Annotated in this window: 16 protein-coding genes; 4 read left to right on the forward strand and 12 right to left on the reverse strand. The window is 36.5% G+C overall.

Annotated features, from left to right (window positions below):
- Window positions 1–87: 87 nt before the first annotated feature.
- The 9 genes from LY60_RS06035 to LY60_RS06075 all read right to left on the reverse strand — a co-directional run bounded on the left by LY60_RS06035 (window position 88) and on the right by LY60_RS06075 (window position 11,587).
- Entirely contained in the window at window positions 88–2,028 is a 1,941-nt protein-coding gene (locus tag LY60_RS06035; RefSeq protein ID WP_145081384.1) for a sigma-54-dependent Fis family transcriptional regulator, read from the reverse strand.
- 135 nt (window positions 2,029–2,163) lie between these two features.
- Complete coding sequence (locus LY60_RS06040; RefSeq protein WP_145081387.1) at window positions 2,164–3,054, reverse strand: NAD(P)-dependent oxidoreductase; 891 nt, start codon at window positions 3,052–3,054, stop codon at window positions 2,164–2,166.
- A gap of 80 nt (window positions 3,055–3,134) precedes the next feature.
- Entirely contained in the window at window positions 3,135–4,532 is a 1,398-nt protein-coding gene (lpdA, locus tag LY60_RS06045; RefSeq protein WP_145081390.1) for a dihydrolipoyl dehydrogenase, read from the reverse strand.
- Window positions 4,533–4,644: 112 nt separating this feature from the next.
- Entirely contained in the window at window positions 4,645–5,874 is a 1,230-nt protein-coding gene (locus LY60_RS06050; RefSeq protein WP_145081394.1) for a dihydrolipoamide acetyltransferase family protein, read from the reverse strand.
- Window positions 5,875–5,889: 15 nt separating this feature from the next.
- The gene (locus tag LY60_RS06055) at window positions 5,890–6,867 is read right to left on the reverse strand and encodes an alpha-ketoacid dehydrogenase subunit beta (protein ID WP_145081397.1); all 978 of its coding nucleotides are present in this window, start codon (window positions 6,865–6,867) and stop codon (window positions 5,890–5,892) included.
- The gene (locus LY60_RS06060; RefSeq protein WP_145082092.1) at window positions 6,864–7,829 is read right to left on the reverse strand and encodes a thiamine pyrophosphate-dependent dehydrogenase E1 component subunit alpha; all 966 of its coding nucleotides are present in this window, start codon (window positions 7,827–7,829) and stop codon (window positions 6,864–6,866) included. The genes LY60_RS06055 and LY60_RS06060 overlap by 4 nt, the downstream gene beginning before the upstream one ends.
- Before the next feature lie 148 nt (window positions 7,830–7,977).
- A complete protein-coding gene (locus LY60_RS06065; protein ID WP_145081400.1) occupies window positions 7,978–9,774 on the reverse strand; it encodes a sigma-54 interaction domain-containing protein in 1,797 nt (598 codons plus the stop codon).
- Between the two features lie 259 nt (window positions 9,775–10,033).
- Complete coding sequence (lplA, locus tag LY60_RS06070) at window positions 10,034–11,026, reverse strand: lipoate--protein ligase (protein ID WP_145081404.1); 993 nt, start codon at window positions 11,024–11,026, stop codon at window positions 10,034–10,036.
- Window positions 11,027–11,047: 21 nt separating this feature from the next.
- On the reverse strand, window positions 11,048–11,587 hold the full coding sequence (locus tag LY60_RS06075) for a ferredoxin domain-containing protein (protein ID WP_145081407.1): 540 nt from the start codon (window positions 11,585–11,587) through the stop codon (window positions 11,048–11,050).
- A 351-nt stretch (window positions 11,588–11,938) separates the two neighbouring features.
- Between LY60_RS06075 and LY60_RS06080 the strand changes: the two genes are divergently transcribed.
- The 4 genes from LY60_RS06080 (at window position 11,939) to LY60_RS06095 (ending at window position 18,193) form a co-directional block, all read left to right on the forward strand.
- A complete protein-coding gene (locus LY60_RS06080) occupies window positions 11,939–14,287 on the forward strand; it encodes a putative bifunctional diguanylate cyclase/phosphodiesterase (protein WP_145081410.1) in 2,349 nt (782 codons plus the stop codon).
- A gap of 37 nt (window positions 14,288–14,324) precedes the next feature.
- Window positions 14,325–15,791: a DUF4886 domain-containing protein gene (locus LY60_RS06085; protein ID WP_145081413.1), complete on the forward strand. Its 1,467-nt coding sequence runs from the start codon at window positions 14,325–14,327 to the stop codon at window positions 15,789–15,791.
- A 367-nt stretch (window positions 15,792–16,158) separates the two neighbouring features.
- Complete coding sequence (locus LY60_RS06090) at window positions 16,159–17,598, forward strand: peptidoglycan-binding protein (RefSeq protein WP_145081416.1); 1,440 nt, start codon at window positions 16,159–16,161, stop codon at window positions 17,596–17,598.
- 175 nt (window positions 17,599–17,773) lie between these two features.
- A complete protein-coding gene (locus LY60_RS06095) occupies window positions 17,774–18,193 on the forward strand; it encodes a hypothetical protein (protein WP_145081419.1) in 420 nt (139 codons plus the stop codon).
- 122 nt (window positions 18,194–18,315) lie between these two features.
- Here LY60_RS06095 and LY60_RS06100 read toward each other — a convergent pair whose 3' ends face one another.
- From LY60_RS06100 to aroA, 3 genes are read right to left on the reverse strand one after another with little or no spacing between them, the layout of a single operon-like run.
- The gene (locus LY60_RS06100) at window positions 18,316–18,807 is read right to left on the reverse strand and encodes a shikimate kinase (protein ID WP_145081422.1); all 492 of its coding nucleotides are present in this window, start codon (window positions 18,805–18,807) and stop codon (window positions 18,316–18,318) included.
- Window positions 18,804–19,919: a chorismate synthase gene (gene aroC, locus LY60_RS06105; protein ID WP_145081425.1), complete on the reverse strand. Its 1,116-nt coding sequence runs from the start codon at window positions 19,917–19,919 to the stop codon at window positions 18,804–18,806. The genes LY60_RS06100 and aroC overlap by 4 nt, the downstream gene beginning before the upstream one ends.
- On the reverse strand, window positions 19,897–21,150 hold the full coding sequence (gene aroA / locus LY60_RS06110) for a 3-phosphoshikimate 1-carboxyvinyltransferase (protein WP_145081428.1): 1,254 nt from the start codon (window positions 21,148–21,150) through the stop codon (window positions 19,897–19,899). The genes aroC and aroA overlap by 23 nt, the downstream gene beginning before the upstream one ends.
- Window positions 21,151–21,157 lie beyond the last annotated feature (7 nt).

Here is a 21,157-nt window from a genome sequence, read left to right on the forward strand (position 1 = left end):
TTAAAATTTTGTGCACTCGTTTGCGCATTTTTTTAGCAGTGCCAATTTTTTTAGCACTGCTAATTTTCATTTGTTGATTCAAAATAATCATTCTGCTAAATTGTACTTTTTCATTTTGTTATAAATTGTGTTTCTTGTAACCTGCAGCATATTTGCAGTTATGGTTATATTTCCTCCGGAAATGCTGAGAGCTCTTTCAATGGCCCTTCTTTCCATGACTTCCAGCGGTTCAATATCCCTTTCAGAAAGTGTTTCAAAGGAAGCTGCAGAAAATTCTTCTGCCTGTCTTGTTGCAGCATTGTTAATACTCCACTCATTATTAAATATTTCATTTTCTGTTATAACACTGCCGCTGCAAAGATTAACTGCTCTTTCTATTGCATTTTCCAATTCTCTGATATTTCCCGGCCAGCTGTAGCTCAATATTTTTTTCATGGCGCCCGGTGAAATGTCATTAACAGTCTTATTTAAATAATTACTTACTTTTTTAATGAAATGTCGAATAAGTTCATGAATATCTTCCTTGCGTTCCCTTAATGAAGGAAGATTTACATGAAGAACATTAATCCTGTAATATAAGTCTTCTCTGAAAATTCCTTTTTTGCAAAGATCCAATAAATTTTTGTTTGTTGCTGCAATAATTCTTACATCAAGATCAAACACGCTGTTTCCGCCAACCCTTGTAAGTTTTCTGTCCTGAATAACTCTTAACAGCTTAACCTGCATGTCCATTGGCATTTCCCCTATTTCATCAAGAAATATAGTACCTCCGTCAGCCAGCTCAAACTTGCCTATTCTTCCCTTGGTGGAAGCACCTGTAAACGAACCGGGTTCATATCCGAAAAGTTCAGATTCCAGAAGCTCTCTTGGAATGGCGCCGCAATTTATTGAAACAAACGGCTGTTTTCTTCTGTCGCTGTAATTGTGTATGGAATGTGCAATAAGCTCTTTTCCCGTACCGCTTTCTCCTGTAATCAATACATTTGACAGGCTGCCGGCCGCAGCTTTTGCAGTATTTATACAGTCCTGAAGCTTTGAACTTGATCCTATAATATCTTCAAAATTGAAATTGGCATAGGCACCGGTCATTTCATTTAAAAACTTGTTGACTCTTTTGATTTTTCTGAATGTATCTACAACAGTTACAACATTTCCATTTTCATCCTTTATGGGAACTGCCGTCTTAATGAAATGAATTTTAATTCCTGCTGCATTTGTAAGGAGAAACTCCTTGTCAATGTAACCTTTTCCTGTCTTCAAAACATCCAAGACAACGGGCTTGAAATCCACAACATTCGATATGTGTTTTCCGATGGATTTTTCTCTGTTCACACAAAGTATTTCTGCACCCACCTGGTTCAGGTAAGTTACAAATCCGTCCTTGTCCACTGTGAGAACACCATCTGTCAGCGTCTCAACTATTGCACTTTCGTACTTGTTCTTCTCAACAATTGCCTTGTTGATTTTTTCAGCTTCATAGCCTATGCTTATTGCTCTTGCTGAAGAAGCAATCATGCCAAGAGCATATGAACTTGCATGTTCTTTTAAGCATATAGCTGACAGCACCCCCACTATTTCACCGCCATTGTATACAGGTGCGCTCAATGTTGCATAGTCGTGATAACACGAACAGTAATGTTCATCACCCATAAGGCAAATTGGTCTGTTTTCTGCAATTGATGTGCTGATGGAAGTGTTTCCGTTAAACTTCTCGGTAAATCTGCCTCCTAAAGGTAAGTTCATTCCAAAATCCAAGTTATAACCCTTGCATTTCTTTTCCTTTAAAATGTATCCATCCTTGTTTACAAAAAAAATCGAGATGAAAGAGTCCATGTACTCGCACATGTTTTCCATAATTTGCTCAGACTGATGCAGCACTTCCTTGCTTTCAGCCAAAAGAAAATCTAAATCAAATGCTGAAATATTAAAAAAACAAACATTGCTGTCCTTGTCCGTATTAAGCGCTTCACATCTTTTAAAGCCGTTCTGCACATAATCTGCATAAGTTTTAGACAATAAATTTGTCAAAAAAAATCACTCCCTAAATGAAATCATTTTCATTGCTCATTTATTATACACTAGTAGAATAACTAAGTCAATATTAATACTTTTTTAACAAATTTTGTCAAGAGTGATTGATTAAAATTTTATTCAATTTTATTTTTATTCGGCACTGCTCTTAATTTCAACACCCATTCGTTTTTCATAAATTCTTGCAACTGCGCAGTGGTCTTCATTTATTCTTCCGTCTGCTTCAAGCTCATTCATATAGTCCAATACCATTTCGGACATAGGAATTTCAACTCCAAGTTCATTAGCAAGCAATACTGCATTTTTCAAATCTTTCTGGTGAACAGCAACTCTTGCACTTGCCTCATAATTTCTGCTGATTATTTTTGGTGCCTTTGTACTGAAGACTGCACTTCCTGCAAATCCATCCTTTATTGCATCGAACAACACCTGCGGGTCAAGACCTGCCTTAACTGCAAATGCCAGCGCTTCTCCAACAGATGCCAGATTGCATCCCACTATCATGTTGTTAGCCAGCTTTGCCACAGAACCGCAGCCTGTGCTTCCCATATACGTAACATTTGCTCCCATGCAATGTAGCAGAGGTTGTACTTCTTGGAAAACTTCCTTGTCTCCGCCGCACATGATTGCCAGAGTTCCTTCTATGGCACCCACCTCGCCTCCGCTTACAGGAGAATCCAACAGTTTTATACCTGCTTCTTCAGCAACAGGATACATTTCACGTATTACATTAGGAGCAGTTGAACTTAAGTCTACAATTATAGTTCCTTTTCTGCCTGAACTTATTATTTTTTGAATGGTTGATTTAACTAAATCATTAGTTGGAAGACATAAAAAAATAATATCGCAGGCATTAGTTATTTCATCAGTATTATCAACAGGAATACCGCCATTTTCTTTAAAAATATTCTTTTTTTCTTCAACTACGTCAAAGCCTACAACTTCCTGTTTGCTTTTCTTTACTAAATTCACAGCCATAGGCAATCCCATTATGCCCATTCCGATAAATCCTATTTTCTTCAAACTAAACAACTCCTTATTTTAAATTTATTTCAAAAACCACAGCAATAGATGAGCAATGCTGCTCACCTATCGCTGTTATATTATCTGTTTGGTATGTGAATTGCTCTTTTTTCCACTGCCAGAGCTGCTTCTTTTATTGATTCTGCAACTGTTGGATGTGCATGAATTGTTGCAATTACTTCGTCTATTGTTGCTTCAAGAGCAATTGCCAGTGCCAATTCACCTATGAGATCTGTAGCTCTTGGTCCAAGTATGTGAGCTCCTAAAATTTCTTTGTATTTCTTTCCGGCAATTATTTTAACCATACCGTCTTCGCCCATGATCATAGATCTTCCGTTGGCTGCCAATGGGAATTTACCAACAATGTAATCAACTCCCTGAGCCTTTGCTGCTTCTTCTGTCAATCCAACAGAAGCAAATTCCGGCTTAGTATATACGCATGAAGGGTTAGTCTTGCTGTCGAATACATTGTTGTGTCCCATTGCATTTTCTGCAGCAACTTCTCCCATTGTTGAAGCAATGTGAGCAAGCATGATTTGTCCTACACAATCTCCAATTGCATATATTCCAGGTACGTTTGTTTCCATTTTATTATTTACAGTTATTCTTCCTCTGTCATTAGCTATGCCTGCCTTTTCCAGTCCGATTGTTGCAGTGTTAGTTCTTCTTCCGATTGATATAAGAGCTTTTTCTCCTGCAAAAACCTGGTTTTTTCCGTCCGGCATTTCAACTGTAACTTCTACATTTTCTCCGGCATCCTTAAAGGACATAACCTTTGCTCCTGTAAAAATTTCAACACCTTTTTTTGCAAGCTTTGCACGTACCATCTTTGTAAGTTCGCCATCCATCATTGGCATTATTTCATTTAACATTTCAATGATAACAATCTTGCATCCCAGTGTGCTGTAAAGTGTTGCTATCTCAACGCCTATTACACCGCCGCCAACTATAATCATAGTCTTTGGAACTTCTTTAAGTTCAAGGGCTCCTGTTGAATCTATGCATTGTTTTGAATCAATGCCAGGAATAGGAGGTTTTGCTGGAATTGAACCTGTAGCAATTATAAATTTATCAGCCTTTATAGTTTCTGTTCCTTTTTCAGTCTTAACTTCTATTGTGTCTTTGCTTGTAAATGCTGCTTCTCCTGAAATAACTTTTACTTTATTAGCTGCAAGAAGTCCCTTAACACCGTTTACCAGTTGTTTTGTAACTGCTTGTTTTCTTTCCTGAACTTTTGCAAAGTCTATTTTTACATCGCTTGATACAATTCCATATTTAGCGCCTTCTTTTGCTTCTTCGAACAATTCTGCAGAATGAAGCAAAGATTTTGTTGGTATACAACCTACATTCAGACATGTTCCGCCTAAATATTGTTTTTCAACCAGTGTTACTTCTCCGCCAAGCTGTGCAGCTCTTATGGCTGCAACATATCCTCCAGGACCTCCGCCTATTACAACTACCTTTGTTTTATCGCTCATAATATATTAGTGAGACATGCTCACTAAAATTCACTTCCTTTCGATTATAATATTATGTGGATATAGCCGCTTCACCCCACAAGGATTGGGAAAGCGGCCATATATGAAATGATTATACGTACATGTTGTCTGGATCTTCCAGGTAGCCCTTCAAAGCTTTAAGGAATTCTGCAGCCTGTGCTCCGTCAACCACTCTGTGGTCAAATGACATGCTTAATACCATCATTGATGCAGGCACTATTTCATCATTTTCATTGACTATTGGTTTTTTCACAATACGTCCCACACCTAAAATTGCAGCTTCAGGAAGATTTATAACAGGAGTGAAACCATCTATGTCATAGCTTCCCAAGTTGCTTATTGTAAATGTAGCTCCTGACATTTCATCAGGTGAAAGTGTGTTTGTTCTTGCTTTATTTATGAGATCCTTTGTTTCTTTTGTGATTGCTTTCAAGCCTTTGCGGTCAGCATTGCTTACAACTGGAACAATCAGTCCGTCATCTAATGCAACAGCAACTCCGATATTTATTTTGTCATGGAATATCATGCTGTCTTCTGTGATTGATGCATTGATTTTTGGATAATTTCTTAAAGCTGTAGCACACATTTTAACAAGAATGTCAGTATAGCTGAATCTTACGTCTGCATTCTTTGCATTAAGCTTACTTCTAAGAGCTATTGTTTTGTCAACATTTACTTCTGTTGTTATTGTAACGTGAGGAGCAGTGTTCTTGCTTTGCTGCATTCTCTTTGCAATAACCTTGCGCATGTTAGTCAATGGTTTTACCACATCTGCATTTGCTGTCTGTACCGGTGCTGCAGCTGGTGCTGCTTTAACTTCCGGTGCAGCTTTCTCTACAACAGCTGGTTTTACTTCAGCAGCCAGAACATCTTTTTGAACAATGCGTCCGTTAGGTCCTGAACCTGCTACTGTTGAAAGATCAACTCCAAGTTCTGATGCAATTTTCTTAGCCAGTGGAGATGCTTTTACTCTTCCGCCTTCTGTAACTGAGGCAGCTTTTGGCTGTGCTTCAGCCTTTGGTGCTTCAGATTGAACTTCTTCTTTTTTTGCTGCCGGAGCTGGGGCTGCACCTACCTGTTCACCTTCTGCTCCAATTATTGCCAACAATCCCTTAACAGGAATGTCTTCGCCTTCTTGTGCCACTATTTTTAATAAAACGCCTTCAACTTCGCTTTCTATTTCACTTGAAAGTTTGTCAGTTGTGATTTCAACTAATACATCTCCAACTGCTACTTTGTCGCCTACTTGCTTAATCCATTTTGCAATGGTACCCTCTTCCATGGTTAAACCAAGCTGGGGCATTATAATTTCTGTTGCCATATAAATGACCTCCTCTTACTTATTTAATAACTTTTTAACTGCTTTTACAATGTCTGCAGGATGTGGGAAAAATGCATCTTCCAATGTTGGTGCAAACGGAGGTACAACATTTAATGCTGCAACACGTTCAACAGGAGCATCAAGCTCATCAAATAATTCTTCAGTAATTTGTGCTGACAGCTCTCCTCCAAATCCGCTTCTTTTTACGCCTTCATGTACTACTACAACATTGTGAGTTTTGCAAACTGATTCTTTTATTGCATCCCAATCAAGCGGAACAAGTGAACGAAGGTCTAATACTTCAACATCAATTCCTTCTTTTTCAAGTTCTTCAGCTGCTTCCAGGGCAAAATAAACCTGACGAGACCATGTGATTATTGTTACATCTTTTCCTTCACGTTTAATATCTGCTTTTCCTAATGGAATAATATATTCTTCATCCGGAATTTCTTCTTTCTTAGCATAAAGAAGTCTGTGCTCCAAAAATACTACAGGATCGTCATCACGAATTGCTGCCTTTATAAGTCCTTTTGCATCCTTAGCAGTTGACGGGCAAACAACCTTGAGTCCAGGCATGTGTGTAAACAATGTTTCAAGGCATGATGAATGCTGTCCGGCATTTCTTCTTCCTGAACCCATAGGTGCACGAAGTACCATAGGCACTGTAACTTGTCCGCCTGTCATATATCTCATTTTTGCTGCCTGGTTCATGATAGGGTCATATGAAACCCCTATAAAGTCAACATACATGAGCTCAACAACCGGACGGATTCCTCTCATGGCTGCTCCAACAGACATTCCTAAAAATCCTGATTCACTTATAGGTGTATCAATTACTCTATTTGGTCCAAATTCTTCAAGAAATCCTTGTGTAATGGCAAATACGTTTCCCATTTTTGCCATGTCTTCACCAAGAACTATTACATTTTCATCTCTTAGCATTTCCTCATGAAGACCTTCGCTAATTGCTTTACTAATGCTTATTTTTTTCATCTTGCAACACACCTCTCATTATCACTTGAATATACGTCTGTTGTAACTTCACTTGGATCAGGCAACGGAGATTCCAATGCAAATTCAATGGCATCATTGATTTCCTTTTCCATTGCTTCATCTATGGCAGCTATTTCAGCTTCTTCTATTCCTTCAGCCAACAGTCTTACTCTGAAGTTATCAATAGGGTCTTTCTTTGCCCATTCATCTGTTATTGCTCTGTCACGGTATGCAGCGGGATCACCTTCATAGTGTCCTCTCATACGCCATGTCATACATTCAACTATTGATGGACCGTTTCCTTCACGAGCATATTCAACAGCTTGTTTAACAGCTTCATAAACAGCTATTGGATCATTTCCGTCAACCACTACTCCAGGGATGTTATATCCTTTTGCACGGTCTGAAATATATTCAACATTAGTTACAGTGTGAATGTTAACTGAAACACCGTAATTGTTATTTTCACATAAAAATACTGCCGGCAGCTTCCAGGCAGAAGCCATGTTAATTGCTTCGTGGAATGTACCTTGGTTTGATGCGGCATCACCAAAGATTGCAACAGTAACTTCTTTTGTACCTTTAATTTTTGAAGCAAGCGCTGAGCCTGCAGCTATTGGTATACCGGCTCCAACAATACCGTTTGCTCCAAGTATTCCCAATGAAACGTCCGCAACGTGCATTGAACCGCCCTTGCCCTGGCAATATCCTGTTTTTCTTCCAAAAAGTTCAGCCATCATTATTTTTGTGTCTGCACCTTTTGCTATTATTTGTCCATGTCCGCGGTGTGTAGCAGTAATTAAATCTGTTTTCTCCAAAGCCTTGTTTGTTCCAGTAGCAACTGCTTCCTGACCTATTGAAGTATGAATATTTCCATACAGCATTCCTTTAGTAAAGTATTCTGTCAACTTAGTTTCAAATTTTCTGATCCTGACCATTGTTTCATAAAAGTCAAGAAGCATTTCTTTTGAATATTTTTTGTTTTTCAAAATTAAATACCACCTTTCCTAATTTTACTTTTACTCAAAATATAGCAATAATTGTGCCAAAATTCTTTTATCCCATGAAACCAAAAATACATAAATATAAAATTGTTCGATTTCAGGACAGTTACAAATCGTATTCCTTCATTTTTCCGTACAAAGTATTTCTGCCTATTCCAAGTATCTTTGCTGCCTGTGTAATGTTGCCTCCCGTATGCTCCAATGCCTTTACAACAGCAACTGCTTCAGCTTCCCTGATGCTCATGAGAGGATTTTCTTTGATCTTTATGTTTACCTTGGAAATTTTATTCTGCATGTGCTCAGGTAAAATAATATTATCCTTTGCAATACAATAAGCATATTCAATGGCTCTCTCCAGCTCCCTGACGTTGCCGGGCCAGCACCATTTATGGAGCAAATTCCTTGCTTCTTCTGAAAGTTCTTTGTTAGTTCCATTAATCAGATTGTATTGGTTTAATGTTTGATTTGCTATTAAATCTATATCCTCATGCCTTTCTCTCAAAGGAGGTGTTTCAATGTGAAGAGTATTTATAAGTTTATAAAGATCCTCTCTGAAATTGTTTTCTGCAACCATATCTTCAAGATTGATGCTTGAGGCACAGACAACCCTTATATCTATGGGTATTTCATTGAAGCCTCCAATCCTTACAACGGCCTTATTATTAAGTGCATTGGAAAGCTTGCTTTGAAGATCAAGGGGCATATAACCCACATTGTTTAAAAACAAAGTTCCTCCATAAGCCAGTTCTATTTTTCCAGGGCGTCCTCCTGTATTTTTTTTCGAAAAAGATCCTTCTTCATATCCGAAAAGTTCACTTTCCAAAAGATTTCTTGGAAGCGCTTCACAGTCTACAGTAACAAATGGCCCGTCGCTGCGTAGGCTGAAATTATGTATGGATTGAGCTATAATATCCTTGCCTGTACCGCTTTCTCCTTCTATTAAAACCGGGCTTTCGTTTGAACCTGCCATCTTAATCAATTTTTTAATTTCTTTTATTTGTATGGATTCACCAATTATATTGAAAATTGAATACTTAGCTTGTGCCCCGTTCATTCTGTTAACCATAGTGGTAACTTCTCTGATACTTCTGAAAATATCCAAAACTCCAACCATTTCCCCTTTTTCATCCCTTAAGGGAATGGCAGTCTTCACAAAATGAACAACACCTCTTTTGCTTTTGAGCCTGAACTCTTTGTCAACATAACCCTTTTGTGTCTTCAATACATGAAGTATTGTGGGCTCAAAATCTACGCCTTCAGTAATATGTTTTCCTACTACGTCTTTGTCAATTTTAAGAATTCTCATTCCTGCAGGATTTATAAATGTTATTATTCCCTTCATATCAACAGAAAGCATTCCGTCAGATGAGGCATCAATCAGCAGTCCCCTGAAATTGTTCTGGATTTCAAGTTCTTTGTTTTTTCTGTACATATTAGATAAATTGCTTATGGATTTGCAGATAACCGGCATGAAAGAGTTTAATACACTGCCTTCTTCTTCTTTGAATAATGTGAGAGTTATAAACGCTTTTGCTTCGGAATTGAGTTTTATTGTATATACATGGTTTAAGATGTTTCCGTAATCATATGTAACTTGTTCGAAGTCAGCACTATCATTATTTTGATTTAAAACACGAAGTTCTATCAACTGGTTTTCCGCTTTATTTATGTACACGCGGTTTTTAATAAGATTAATTAAAATTCCAACCTTTTCAGAGTCATTGCTCTTGTCAACGCATAAGACCTTTGAGTTTGAATCTGTTAGCATTATAACAAAATTTTTGCTGCAAAACTGCAGGCACAACTCCCTTAAAATAGGACCGGCAAGCTTAATAAGCCATTCGTTTTTGTCAGCAATGTTTTTGATTTGTTCATGTAAATCCACATCTTTTCGTTCCATCATACCTATCCTCCGAATACCTTTTATGCTACCCCGTTGCTACAAAAATGTAAAGCAACCCTACAATATGTATGCAATTTTTATGCCAGCTAACTTTAAAATTTAATTTGCAAAAACTATCAATTTCAGAGCATCAAAAAACACATTTTCAACATGCTCAAAATTAAATGTTTATTTTTTGCACAAAAAAATGCTCAAATATTTAGCATTGCGCAATTATTTAACGCAATGGTATTTGAGCATTACAATTTATATTATTTAATTAGCTGAACAGGCACTCCATAAATTCTTCCTTTGTTATTCTTCCAAGATAATCTTCTACCGAAAAGTCTTTCAATGAATTTTTCACATCATCTATATCATATTTTATACCTTTCAGCCTGTCTTCAAGAACAGCTATATCTCCTTTTGCGAAAAAATCACCGTAAATTTTACAGTTGTCTATGAGTCCGTTTTCTACCTGAAGTCTTGCTTCAACACAGCCGCCTGCAAATCTTTTGTAACCTTTGAGATTGAATTTCGGAGATCTTCCGTAATTCCACTCCCATGTGCCATACCTTTCATCAACCATCTTTTGAATATTTTCCTTGTCTTCATTTGATAATTCGTATGTTTCTATAGGTTCATTGAAATATTCAAATATGTTGGTAAGGAGAAGATTCTTGAATTTCAGCACATCTGCATCTTCTGTAACATATGATTTAATGTTTGTAACTCTGCTTTCAACAGATTTTATTCCCTTTGATTCAATCTTATCTCTTTTAACATTTAGTGCCTTTGATAATGTTTCAAGTTTGGAATCAAATAAAAGCGTTCCGTGGTTAAGCACTTTTCCTTTTGTAATACTTTGTGCTATTCCGGAAAATTTCTTTCCATCAATAACAAGGTCATTTCGTCCAGATAACTCGCATTTTACACCAAGATTTTCCAAAGCCTTTATAATTGGAACATTGTATGTCTTAAAATCTATTTTTTCATTGCTGTCCGCTTTTGCTATAAAAGAAAAATTAAGATTGCCCAGGTCATGGTAGACTGCTCCTCCCCCTGTAACTCTGCGCACAACATTTATATTGTTTTCTTTAACAAATTCCATATTTATTTCTTCAACAGTATTCTGATTTTTCCCTACAATTATAGATGGGCCGTTTCTCCACAAAAGCACAAAATCCTCATCCTGATTTAAATATTTAAAAATGTACTCCTCGAATGCCAGATTATAATGAGGATCAATTGAGGTATTTTCAATAAATTTCATATGCTCTCCTTTTAGATTAAACTATTTTCTGTCAAAAAACACATTTTTGGATCCTACATACAAAGGGATTCCGTAAATGATTTTTACATCTTCTCCCAGAAGCTTAAGTTCAACAGCAGCAACTCCCACGGAATGCATTATTCTGTTATCAATTCTTTCATCCATGGCTACGCTTGCAGCAGAGCCTACAGCTATGCCTAAATCTCCTGTATTTAATGCGCATGGAACATCGGTATTTTTTAGTTTTTCTTCGCAATTTTCATATCCGCAAAATCCGCAGTACTTGATTCCAAGTGGTTTAATCCTTGTCCCAAACAACACAACAATGTGAGAACTTAAAATGTTTTGTGCATCTCTTAAGAAATATTCAGGCCCTTTGCCCTCATTAACCAGTTCTATCAGTTTTTCAGACAGCTTTACAACAGTATCTCCTTCGGCAATTGCTATTTCAATATTGTCAATTCCCTTGGCCTTTGGAGCAGTCCTTGCTGCAGTCATCATTTTTTCAGCAGTCCTTCTTAAAACATCATTTCTGATTTCAAATTCATTTACAATACCCATAAAAACTCCTTTTGATACTAAGCTAACATTTGCACTATAAGTGCCAGCAAGTTTTTAAAAATTATACAGTAAAACTGATAAAACTTCAAGAACTTATTTGTAATGATAATTTTCAGCCAATGGATTACATATTGTTTTGTTTTTTTATACTGAATTACAAATATGTTTATTATTTTGCTAATATTTTTTAACTATCTTTAAAACTCTTAAATTTCAAAGAATATTCGCTGTCGAAAATATAGTTTTCTTGATATTTTTTGCTGTCTATGTTAAAATTATTGTAATTTATGAAAGATTATTAACAGTGTAACAAAATATTCCAAAATTTGCATACATTGTTTTGAGGTACATATGGAATATAAGAAAGTTTATGTGAAGACTGTACTTACTTTAATATTGATATACTGCACATTTTTTATATCGTCTTTGTTCAGGTCGGATTTTTACGGAAATATTTTTTCGCCCATAGCATGCATGGCTACTCTTGTAATAATGTACCGAAATACATCTCGTATAAATGGGAAGGCTCAGCCATTAAGCAAAAGAATTTGGGCATATCTTACCCTTGCAGTGCTGGCATGGACAATATCGGATATTGTATGGTCATTTTATTACTTTTTCACTCCTTTTAATCCTGGGGAGAGTCTTTTCCTGATACACTCTTATTCTGTTTCGAATGTTTTTATATTTGCAGCAGAAATTATATGTGCTGTTGAAATTTTCAAAAAGTGGAACTTGCTTCAATTGATACTTGATTCAGTATCCATTGCCTTGTCAACAATAATTTTATTATGGGTTGTATACTTCAACAGCAGCTTTGAAATTGTTAAGATGATATCCCAGCAGCACATAGTGGACAACATAATGTTTGTACTTGACATTGCAGCGTTGATCGGCATACTTGTAACAGCTTTCTCAATTAGGCAGGGAAAGGTAAGCTTATACACCAAGTTGGTCATATACGGAGTCTTTGTTTTTATCCTTGGTGATTTGCACTACCTTTACCAGACTTTTTATGACCTTTACAATCCCAACAGCATGACTGATTTTACATACATGGTTGGTTTCTTGCTCATTGCAATGGGATCAATTACAAAAAACTACTGGGAACATTTGAAAATAAGGGAAACTTTCTCATATATCAATGTAGGACTTCAGCACAGGCGTCTTACAATTTTTATATTTCCTGTAATTGCCCTTTTGTTCAGGAATTTTGATGTTCAGATAATATCAAATTTTCTTGTAATCATAGTTTTTCGTGAAATAATGAGCTCATACATACAGAAATATATTGAACATGAAAGACTTCTTAGCAAGGAAAAGGAAATGAACATGCTGCTTGAAGATAAAATCAAACAAAGGACCATGGAAATTACCAAAAAGAACAAACAATTGGAAATCAAAAACACTGAACTTGATTATATGTCAAAGAAAGATCATCTGACAAATTTGTACAACAGACGCTATTTTTTTGAGAAATTCAATAATGGTTTTTTATCCACATTAGATTCCGGAAGAACTGCATTGTTTTACATCGACCTTGATCGTTTCAAAATAATTAATGACATGTACGGTCATCATGTTGGTGACATGGCACTGATTGAAATATCCAGGAGGCTAAAATTATATGACAATGATGATTCAATACTGGCGAGGCTTGGGGGAGACGAGTTTGTTCTAGTGAAATATGGTGATTTTACATATGACGAATTTTCTCAACTGGCAGACTCTATCATACATGATTGCAATGCTCCCATTGAAATAGGCGAGTACATGCTTTATGTATCAGCCAGCATAGGAATATCCGTATACCCCGTAGATGCCAAGGACAGCTATACACTCATGAGAAATGCAGATTTGGCAATGCATGAAATGAAGGACAACGGAAAAAACGGTTTTATATTCTTTGATTCAAAATTCAGCGACAAAGCAAAAAGAAAGCTTCTTTTGGAAAATTTGTTAAAAAGTGCAGATTACGACAAAGAATTCAGCATTTTATATCAGCCTCAGCTTAATATTCACAGTAAAAAAATAATAGGAGCTGAAGCTCTTCTCAGGTGGAACAGCAAGGAGCTTGGGAGTGTTTCTCCAGAAGAATTCATTCCCATTGCAGAAGAAACAGACTGCATAAACAGCATTGGCCTATGGGTCATGGAACAAGCAATAAAACAATCTGCAAAATGGAACAAAATGTGCTACAATGTTAAAGTTGGAATAAATGTTTCTCCGAAGCAGCTGGACAGCAAAAATTTAATAGAGACACTCACAAGAATACTTGAGGAAAATAGTCTCTCTCCAAAGTATATAGACATTGAAATAACTGAGAACGTGGCAGTAGCTGGTGAATACAAAATCCATCAGATAAACTCGCTTTTCGGAAGCCTTGGAGTATCAGTTTCTATAGATGACTTTGGTACAGGCTATTCAGCACTTAGCTATCTGAAAATATTTCCTTTTGAAAGAATTAAAATTGCAAAACCTCTTATAGATGTTATTGCAACTGACAGTTTTGATTATGAAATTGTAAAGGCAGTAATCACCCTTGCAAAATCCATAGGCATACGGACAATAGCTGAAGGGGTTGAATCCGAGGATCAGCTTGAAATACTCACAAGTCTTGGCTGTGATGAAGTTCAGGGATTCCTATTAGGAAGGCCCATGGATAAATATGAATTTGAAAAACTTTTAAAAAACAATTAGACACAACAATATGCATACGTAATAATGGGGGGTAAAAATGAAAAAAAGAATATGGACAGCATTATTAGCTTTCATGATAATGCTTACGGCAGTATTGCCGTCAAACGCATACGGGTTAGATTTGGATGTAAATGATCAGGCAAAGTTCATGCAAAATGCATTGAAGGGAATTTTGGGTTTTGAAGAAGTTTCTGATCTTACAATCGACAAGCCCGGAATCAAAATTGAAAACAAAGTATACAACAACATATACATAACAAAAAATGTAAAAAACGGAAAAACAAATTTGAGCAATGTTGTTGTTACAGGTGGATTGTTTGTTGAAGGAACGGGGCAAAATTCAGTCTTTATTGAAAACTCGAATGTAAAGTGCCTCACAGTTAATAAAGAAGAAGGATCTGCAAAAATAATGGTAAAAGGCAGCACTGAAATTGATGCTGTAAAAATATATTCTGATACCACTTTGGAACAGCAAAGTCTGTCAGGTAATGGTTTTAAAGATATCAGCATTTATAAGGACATTCCTTTATCATTAAAAACAGACAAAAAAGTTTCCTGGTCTCTGGACAAAAAAATTGCATCTATTAATTCCCGCGGCGAATTTTTGGCAAAAGATCTGGGTGAAGTTATAATTTATGCAAAAAACAGCGGAATAAAATCAGAATTTTGCAAAATCAAAATTGTCGAGCCTGAAATACCAACAATTAAGATACTTGCCATAGGAAACTCATTTTCAAACGATTCATTGAGCATGGTATATGACATTGCCAAATCTGCAGGAATTGATGTGATTGCAGCCAACCTTAACTTCAACGGTTGCTCTCTTCAGACACACTGGATTAATGCAAGCAGCAACAACGCATATTACACTTATCAAAAATGGACATCCGACGGCATGAGTCAAAAGCCAAAACAAACCATGAAAACAGCCTTGCTGGATGAAGATTGGGACTACATAATTCTGCAGCAGTATTCAGGATACTCGGGAATTTATACAACATTTAAGCCGTACCTCAATTACCTTGCTTCATATGTAAAAGAATTGTCTCCAAATGCAAATCTGTCATTGAACATGACTTGGGCATACGCATCTGACAGCAGCCATTCAGACTATGGAAGCTACAGAAGAAACCAGGACACCATGTACAAAGCCATTGCCAAGACATACCAGCAGGCAGCTGATGAAAGCAAGATTCAAATAATTATTCCCTGCGGAACATCAATTCAAAATGCAAGAACAAATCCATACCTGAAGTCCATAGGAGACGAGCTCACCAGGGATGGTTTCCACTTAAATGAAGAGATGGGAAGATACATAGCAGGTCTTACAGTCTTTGAAACGTTAATTGTAAATGAGGAAAAAATCAACGTAGATCTGTATAATGATGTTACATTCATCCCAGGCAAAGACCAGGACAAGAATCTGATCAAGTACGCAAAGAATTCTGTTATGGATGCTGTCAAAAAGCCTTTTAAAGTAACGGCTTTCAGTGCAAAAAAATAAAACAAATTCAAGGCATCTTGTTAATGTCATTAAATTAAGATAATGCCTTAAAAGAACAGAGTAAAACTCTGTTTTTTTTATGTAATTTTTTAAAAACATCTTTATGATTTACAATCGGCTTTATCTGATTGCATTGCAAACTGTTAATTAACAAAAATTATTAAATCTTCATTGTTGGAATTTAATATAATTTAAACTTCAAGCACTGTCAACAGGTGCCAATGTTTTATAAAGGTACATATAATAGCATAAAAAGGTAAGTTAGAAGCAGCTCTTCTGTTAAAGGAGCTGAAGTAACTGTTTATGACATATATTAATTATTATTTCTTCAAGGCTATAGATTAATCAAATGTTTAAGGAGATATAAATGTTTTTATTAAATAATTATTATCATAACAATACAGACTTGATTATAAATATACCAGGAATTCCAGCAGAATTTGTAACTATTCCTGAATATATAACGGTGCATTTAGATCGCCCTGATGAAGTTGCTGAAAATATAACCGTACCATTTATTGATTACATTAAAAACGTAGCATCTTCAGAACTATATCCTACCTGGCCTGAAAACGCATTAAGAGCAAATATACATGCTATTGTTTCTGTTGCATTAAACAGGTATATCTTAGAATGGTACAGGTCAAGAGGATATGAATTTGACATTACAAATTCAACACAATTTGATCAGGCATTTGTTAAAGGCAGGGGTATATATGAAAGCATTGATAGAATTGTTAATGAAATATTCAATGATTATGTTATCAGAGATGGTCAAGTAATACCGCTTTTTACAACATTTTGTGATGGAAGGTTGACTAGTTGCAATGGATTGTTTCAGTGGGGAAGTGTAGATTTAGCTGAACAAGGTTATACTCCCATGGATATTTTAAAATATTATTTTGGAGATGATATTTCTTTAGTTGAAAATGCCCCCGTTGGAGGTGTAGGTTTGGCATATCCCGGAGAGCCGCTTATGCCTGGTGATTCAAGCATTATTATATTGAGACAACAATTAGGTTTAAACAGGATAGCAATGAATTTTCCTGCCATACCCCAAATAGCTCCTACAAATGGCTATTATGGGGAATCTACAGAAAATACAGTCAGAGAGTTCCAAAGAATCTTTAATTTGCCTGTAACAGGAATAATAGATAAAGCTACATTTTATAAAATAAGACAAATTTACGCAGCGGTTTCCAAGTTATCCGAATTAGTAGTTGAAGGTTCGATATATGAACAAATAATCGAAATATCAAAAGATGCTTTTTTAAAAGGAGACATAAGGCCTGGCGTTGATCTGTTACAATATCTGCTAAGTGTTATGTCAGTTTTCTACCAATCTGTACCAAGTGTTGCGATAACAGGAATATTTGATGAACAAACCAGGGTTGCTGTCATTGAATTTCAAAAAGTTATGGGTCTGCCGGCAACGGGTATTGCAGATAAAGATACATTAAACCTTTTGATTAGGGCTGCACTTGGAATATTCTCCACATTGCCTCCAAAAGAAGTATATATTCCCTATTTAAGATTTCCGGGTTTACCTTACAGAAAAGGTGAGGGTAGAGAAAGCCCCGGCATATTGATAGCACAAGAAATGTTATCTTATATATCGTTGGCTATTCCATCGATCTCCTATATAAGCGAAGATGGCATATTTGGAGAAGAAACAGAAAGAGCAGTAATAGCTTTTCAACAAATGTTTGGATTAGAGGCGACAGGAGTGATAGATGAAGCTACGTGGAATGAATTATCAAGAGTCTATATGCAGCAGAGATATGGCGAGCTTCAACCGACATTATAAATATTTAACAAACAAAAATGACTAAGGTCATAAAACATGAATTATTAAAGTGCAAAATTAAGACAAAGCAAAACACCAGCTAAAGAAATATTACATATGATAAGTTCTTTATAAATAAACTCCATCACTCTACTGCATATATTAAAGTATAAGCTTTAAGAAAGGAAATGATATAATGTTGTACTCAATTCGTTCATATAATAGATTAAATGCAAGTGAAACTGGTATACTAGACATTAGAGTATCAGATAATAGAAACAGACCTATATCAAAAGCTTTTGTTAGTATTGCTAAAATTTCTTATACAGGTCAATATAATGAAAGTGCAGAAGGTATAGTAATAGCAGAATTATATACAGATAATAATGGTATAGTCCATATAGAATTACCAGTATTAAATGAGTTAATAGGTAGTAATGAATTTTATTCTGCGAGCATTTCTGACGAAGGATATTATAACGCGTATATTTACTATATTCAAATATGGCCTAATATGGCCGCTTCATATGAGGTAGGCTTAACCCCAAGGATCAGTGGAGAAGAAAGATTTAAATTTATTTTTCAACCCCAAAAAGGAACCATTCATGAACACTAAAAAATAAATCGCCGGAAATAAAAAAAGTCAATTGAAAGTGCACAAACTTACAATTGACTATAATTCTATGATTCTATTTGTCACAAGATGTTTAACTTAATGACATTGGGCATCTTGTCTTTTTATTTTACAACTCTTTTGATAATATCCTGTACAACTTCTGAAATATCTCCTGAATTGGACACTTCTATATCACAGTATTCCTTGTACAAGTCTATTCTTTCATCATATAAATCATATACTTTTTTTATTCCGTCCTTGAGGAGGGGGCGGGTGCTCATATCTATGTCAGCTACTATGTCTTCAACACATCTGTTTATGAACACAATGGTGGAGCTTTGTTTAAGGAAGTCAATATTTTCTTTCCTTTTTATTATTCCTCCGCCTGCAGATATGATGCAGCTATCCATTTTACTCAGCTCTTCGGCGCATCTTGTTTCTGCATCCCTGAAACATTCCTCGCTTATAGCAAAAAGTTCCTTGATTGTTTTATGTTCTTTTTTTTCAATATGTTCATCCATATCTATAAACTTCATACAAAGCTTTTGGGAAACCATGAGTCCAATTGTGCTTTTGCCGCTTCCGGGCATTCCAATCAATACAATGTTTTTCATATGTCACCTTTAGTTTTGTTGAAAAAAATTTCACCTTCCCGTTCCATGATTAAATCAAGAACAACAAGTGCGGCAGCTGCATCAATAACAGGAATCGCTCTTTGCACAATGCAGGGGTCGTGACGTCCGCTTACTTGCAGTGTTGTGTTTTCCATGGTTGAAACATCTATTGTTTCCTGCAGCTTTGAAATTGACGGTGTAGGCTTTATAGCCGTCCTGAAAACAACCGGCATTCCGTTTGTAATGCCCCCCAGGATTCCGCCATTGTTGTTGCTTTTTAAAAACACGTTTCCTTCCTGTGTATAGTATGGGTCGTTTGACTCTGATCCCCTCATGTTTGTTATGTTGAAACCCTGTCCGAACTCAATTCCCTTTACTGCAGGTATGGAAAAAATCATGTGTGAAATTTTGCTCTCAACAGAATCAAAGAATGGTTCACCGTATCCTGCTGGAATGTTGAGTATGATTGTTTCTGCAACTCCCCCAACAGAATCACCCTCTTCTTTAGCTTTCAATATTTCATGCTGCATGAGTTTTTTTGCTTGCTGATCTATGACAGGAAAATCCATGCTTCTTATATTCACAACAGTCTCGGGATTTTCTTCAAAACTACTGTTATCAGCAATTCCATATATTTTTTTAATTCTTGTACCTATTAATATTCCCTTGTAATTTTCAAGAACCTGCATGGCAAGTGCACCTGCGAACAAAAGAGGAGCTGTTATTCTTCCCGAAAAGTGTCCTCCTCCCCGATAATCATTGAAGCCTGAATATTTCACATGGCCCGTATAATCCGCATGGCCAGGGCGCATGGCATACTTAAGATACGAATAGTCTTTTGACCTTGTATCCTCATTTAATATAATTGCGCAAAGGGGGCTTCCTGTAGTCTTTCCTTCAAACAAGCCGCTTACAACACTTGGCTTGTCGCTTTCCTTCCTTGCTGTTGAAAAACTGTCTTTCCCGGGGGCACGCCTCTCCATTTGACTTTCTATGAAGTTCATGTCTATTTCCAGACCGGAAGGCAGGCCGTCTATTACAACGCCTATGGCACCGCCGTGAGATTCACCGAATATGCTTACTTTTAATTTATTGCCTATCATTGAACTCATTTATTTCACCCCCCAGCATTTTATAGTCTTCCCAGAAGTTAGGATATGACTTGTTGACTGCCATGCAGTCCGTAAGTATTATGTCTTCACGGCACCTTGTTGCCGCCACAGCAAGAGACATTGCTATGCGGTGATCATTCCAGCTGTCAACAACTGCCCCTCCGTCTAAGACGTCTTTTCCCTTGATTATAAGTCCGTCTTTTCGCTCCTCTATAATAGCCCCAAGCTTTCCAAGCTCTGTTGAAATGGCCTTCAAGCGGTCAGACTCCTTTATTCTTAATCTTTCTGCATTGGTTATATATGTGGTTACTCCATCCTTAAGAGATGCCAGCACTGTAAGAATTGGTACTAAATCGGGTATTTGAGAAGCATCTATTGTAACCTGTTCCATGCCGCTGTCATATTTCCTTACAATATCTACAATTTCCTTATCTCCCTGCAGTGAGTCAACGTTAAGTCCAAGACAATCCACATCGTTTCCTATTTCTCTTGCGACTATGAAAAACGCAGCCTGAGAATAATCTCCTTCAACTTTGTAATTAGCATTCTTATACTTACATTCCTTGTTTATTTTTAGCTCCCTGTAGTCTTGGTTCTCTACAGATATGCCGAACTTTTCAAGCATGTTTATGGTAAGGTCCACATAACCTCTAGACTCTAAGTTATCCTTTATCTTTATTGTTGAATCTTTTCTAAGAAGGGGAAGTGCAAACAACAATCCTGAAATAAACTGAGAGCTTACCCCTCCTGTCATTTCATAAGTTCCTCCCTTCAGATTTCCTTTTGCCCATAAAGGCAGCTGTCCATCATTAGTTTCATAATCTATGCTGTCTCTTTTAAATATTTCGAAAAACACATCAAGAGGCCTCTTTGACAGATTTCCGGAACCGGTGAATGTACATCTATCTGCAAGCATCAGTCCCACAGGTATTAGAAACCTGAGGGTTGATCCCGACTCCCTGCAGTTTATGAATGCTTCTGAAACATTTCCTTTACTTCCATTTATGCAAAGAGTACTGTAAGGACCATCCCCTGAAACTTCAATTTCTGCTCCAAGCTGTTTCATGCTGTCCATGGTTGCCTTTATATCTTCTGACAAAATAACATTTTCCACTATGCTTTCTCCAGAGCTTAAGCCTGCGCAAATTAATGCTCTGTGGCTCATGCTCTTTGACGGAGGAGCATATATTTTTCCATTTAATTTTGCTGGCTTAATTTTAATTGCAGACATATATTTC

Origin of the sequence: Sedimentibacter saalensis (assembly GCF_007830175.1) — a bacterium.
In the GTDB taxonomy this organism is placed as follows: Bacteria; Bacillota; Clostridia; order Tissierellales; family Sedimentibacteraceae; genus Sedimentibacter; species Sedimentibacter saalensis.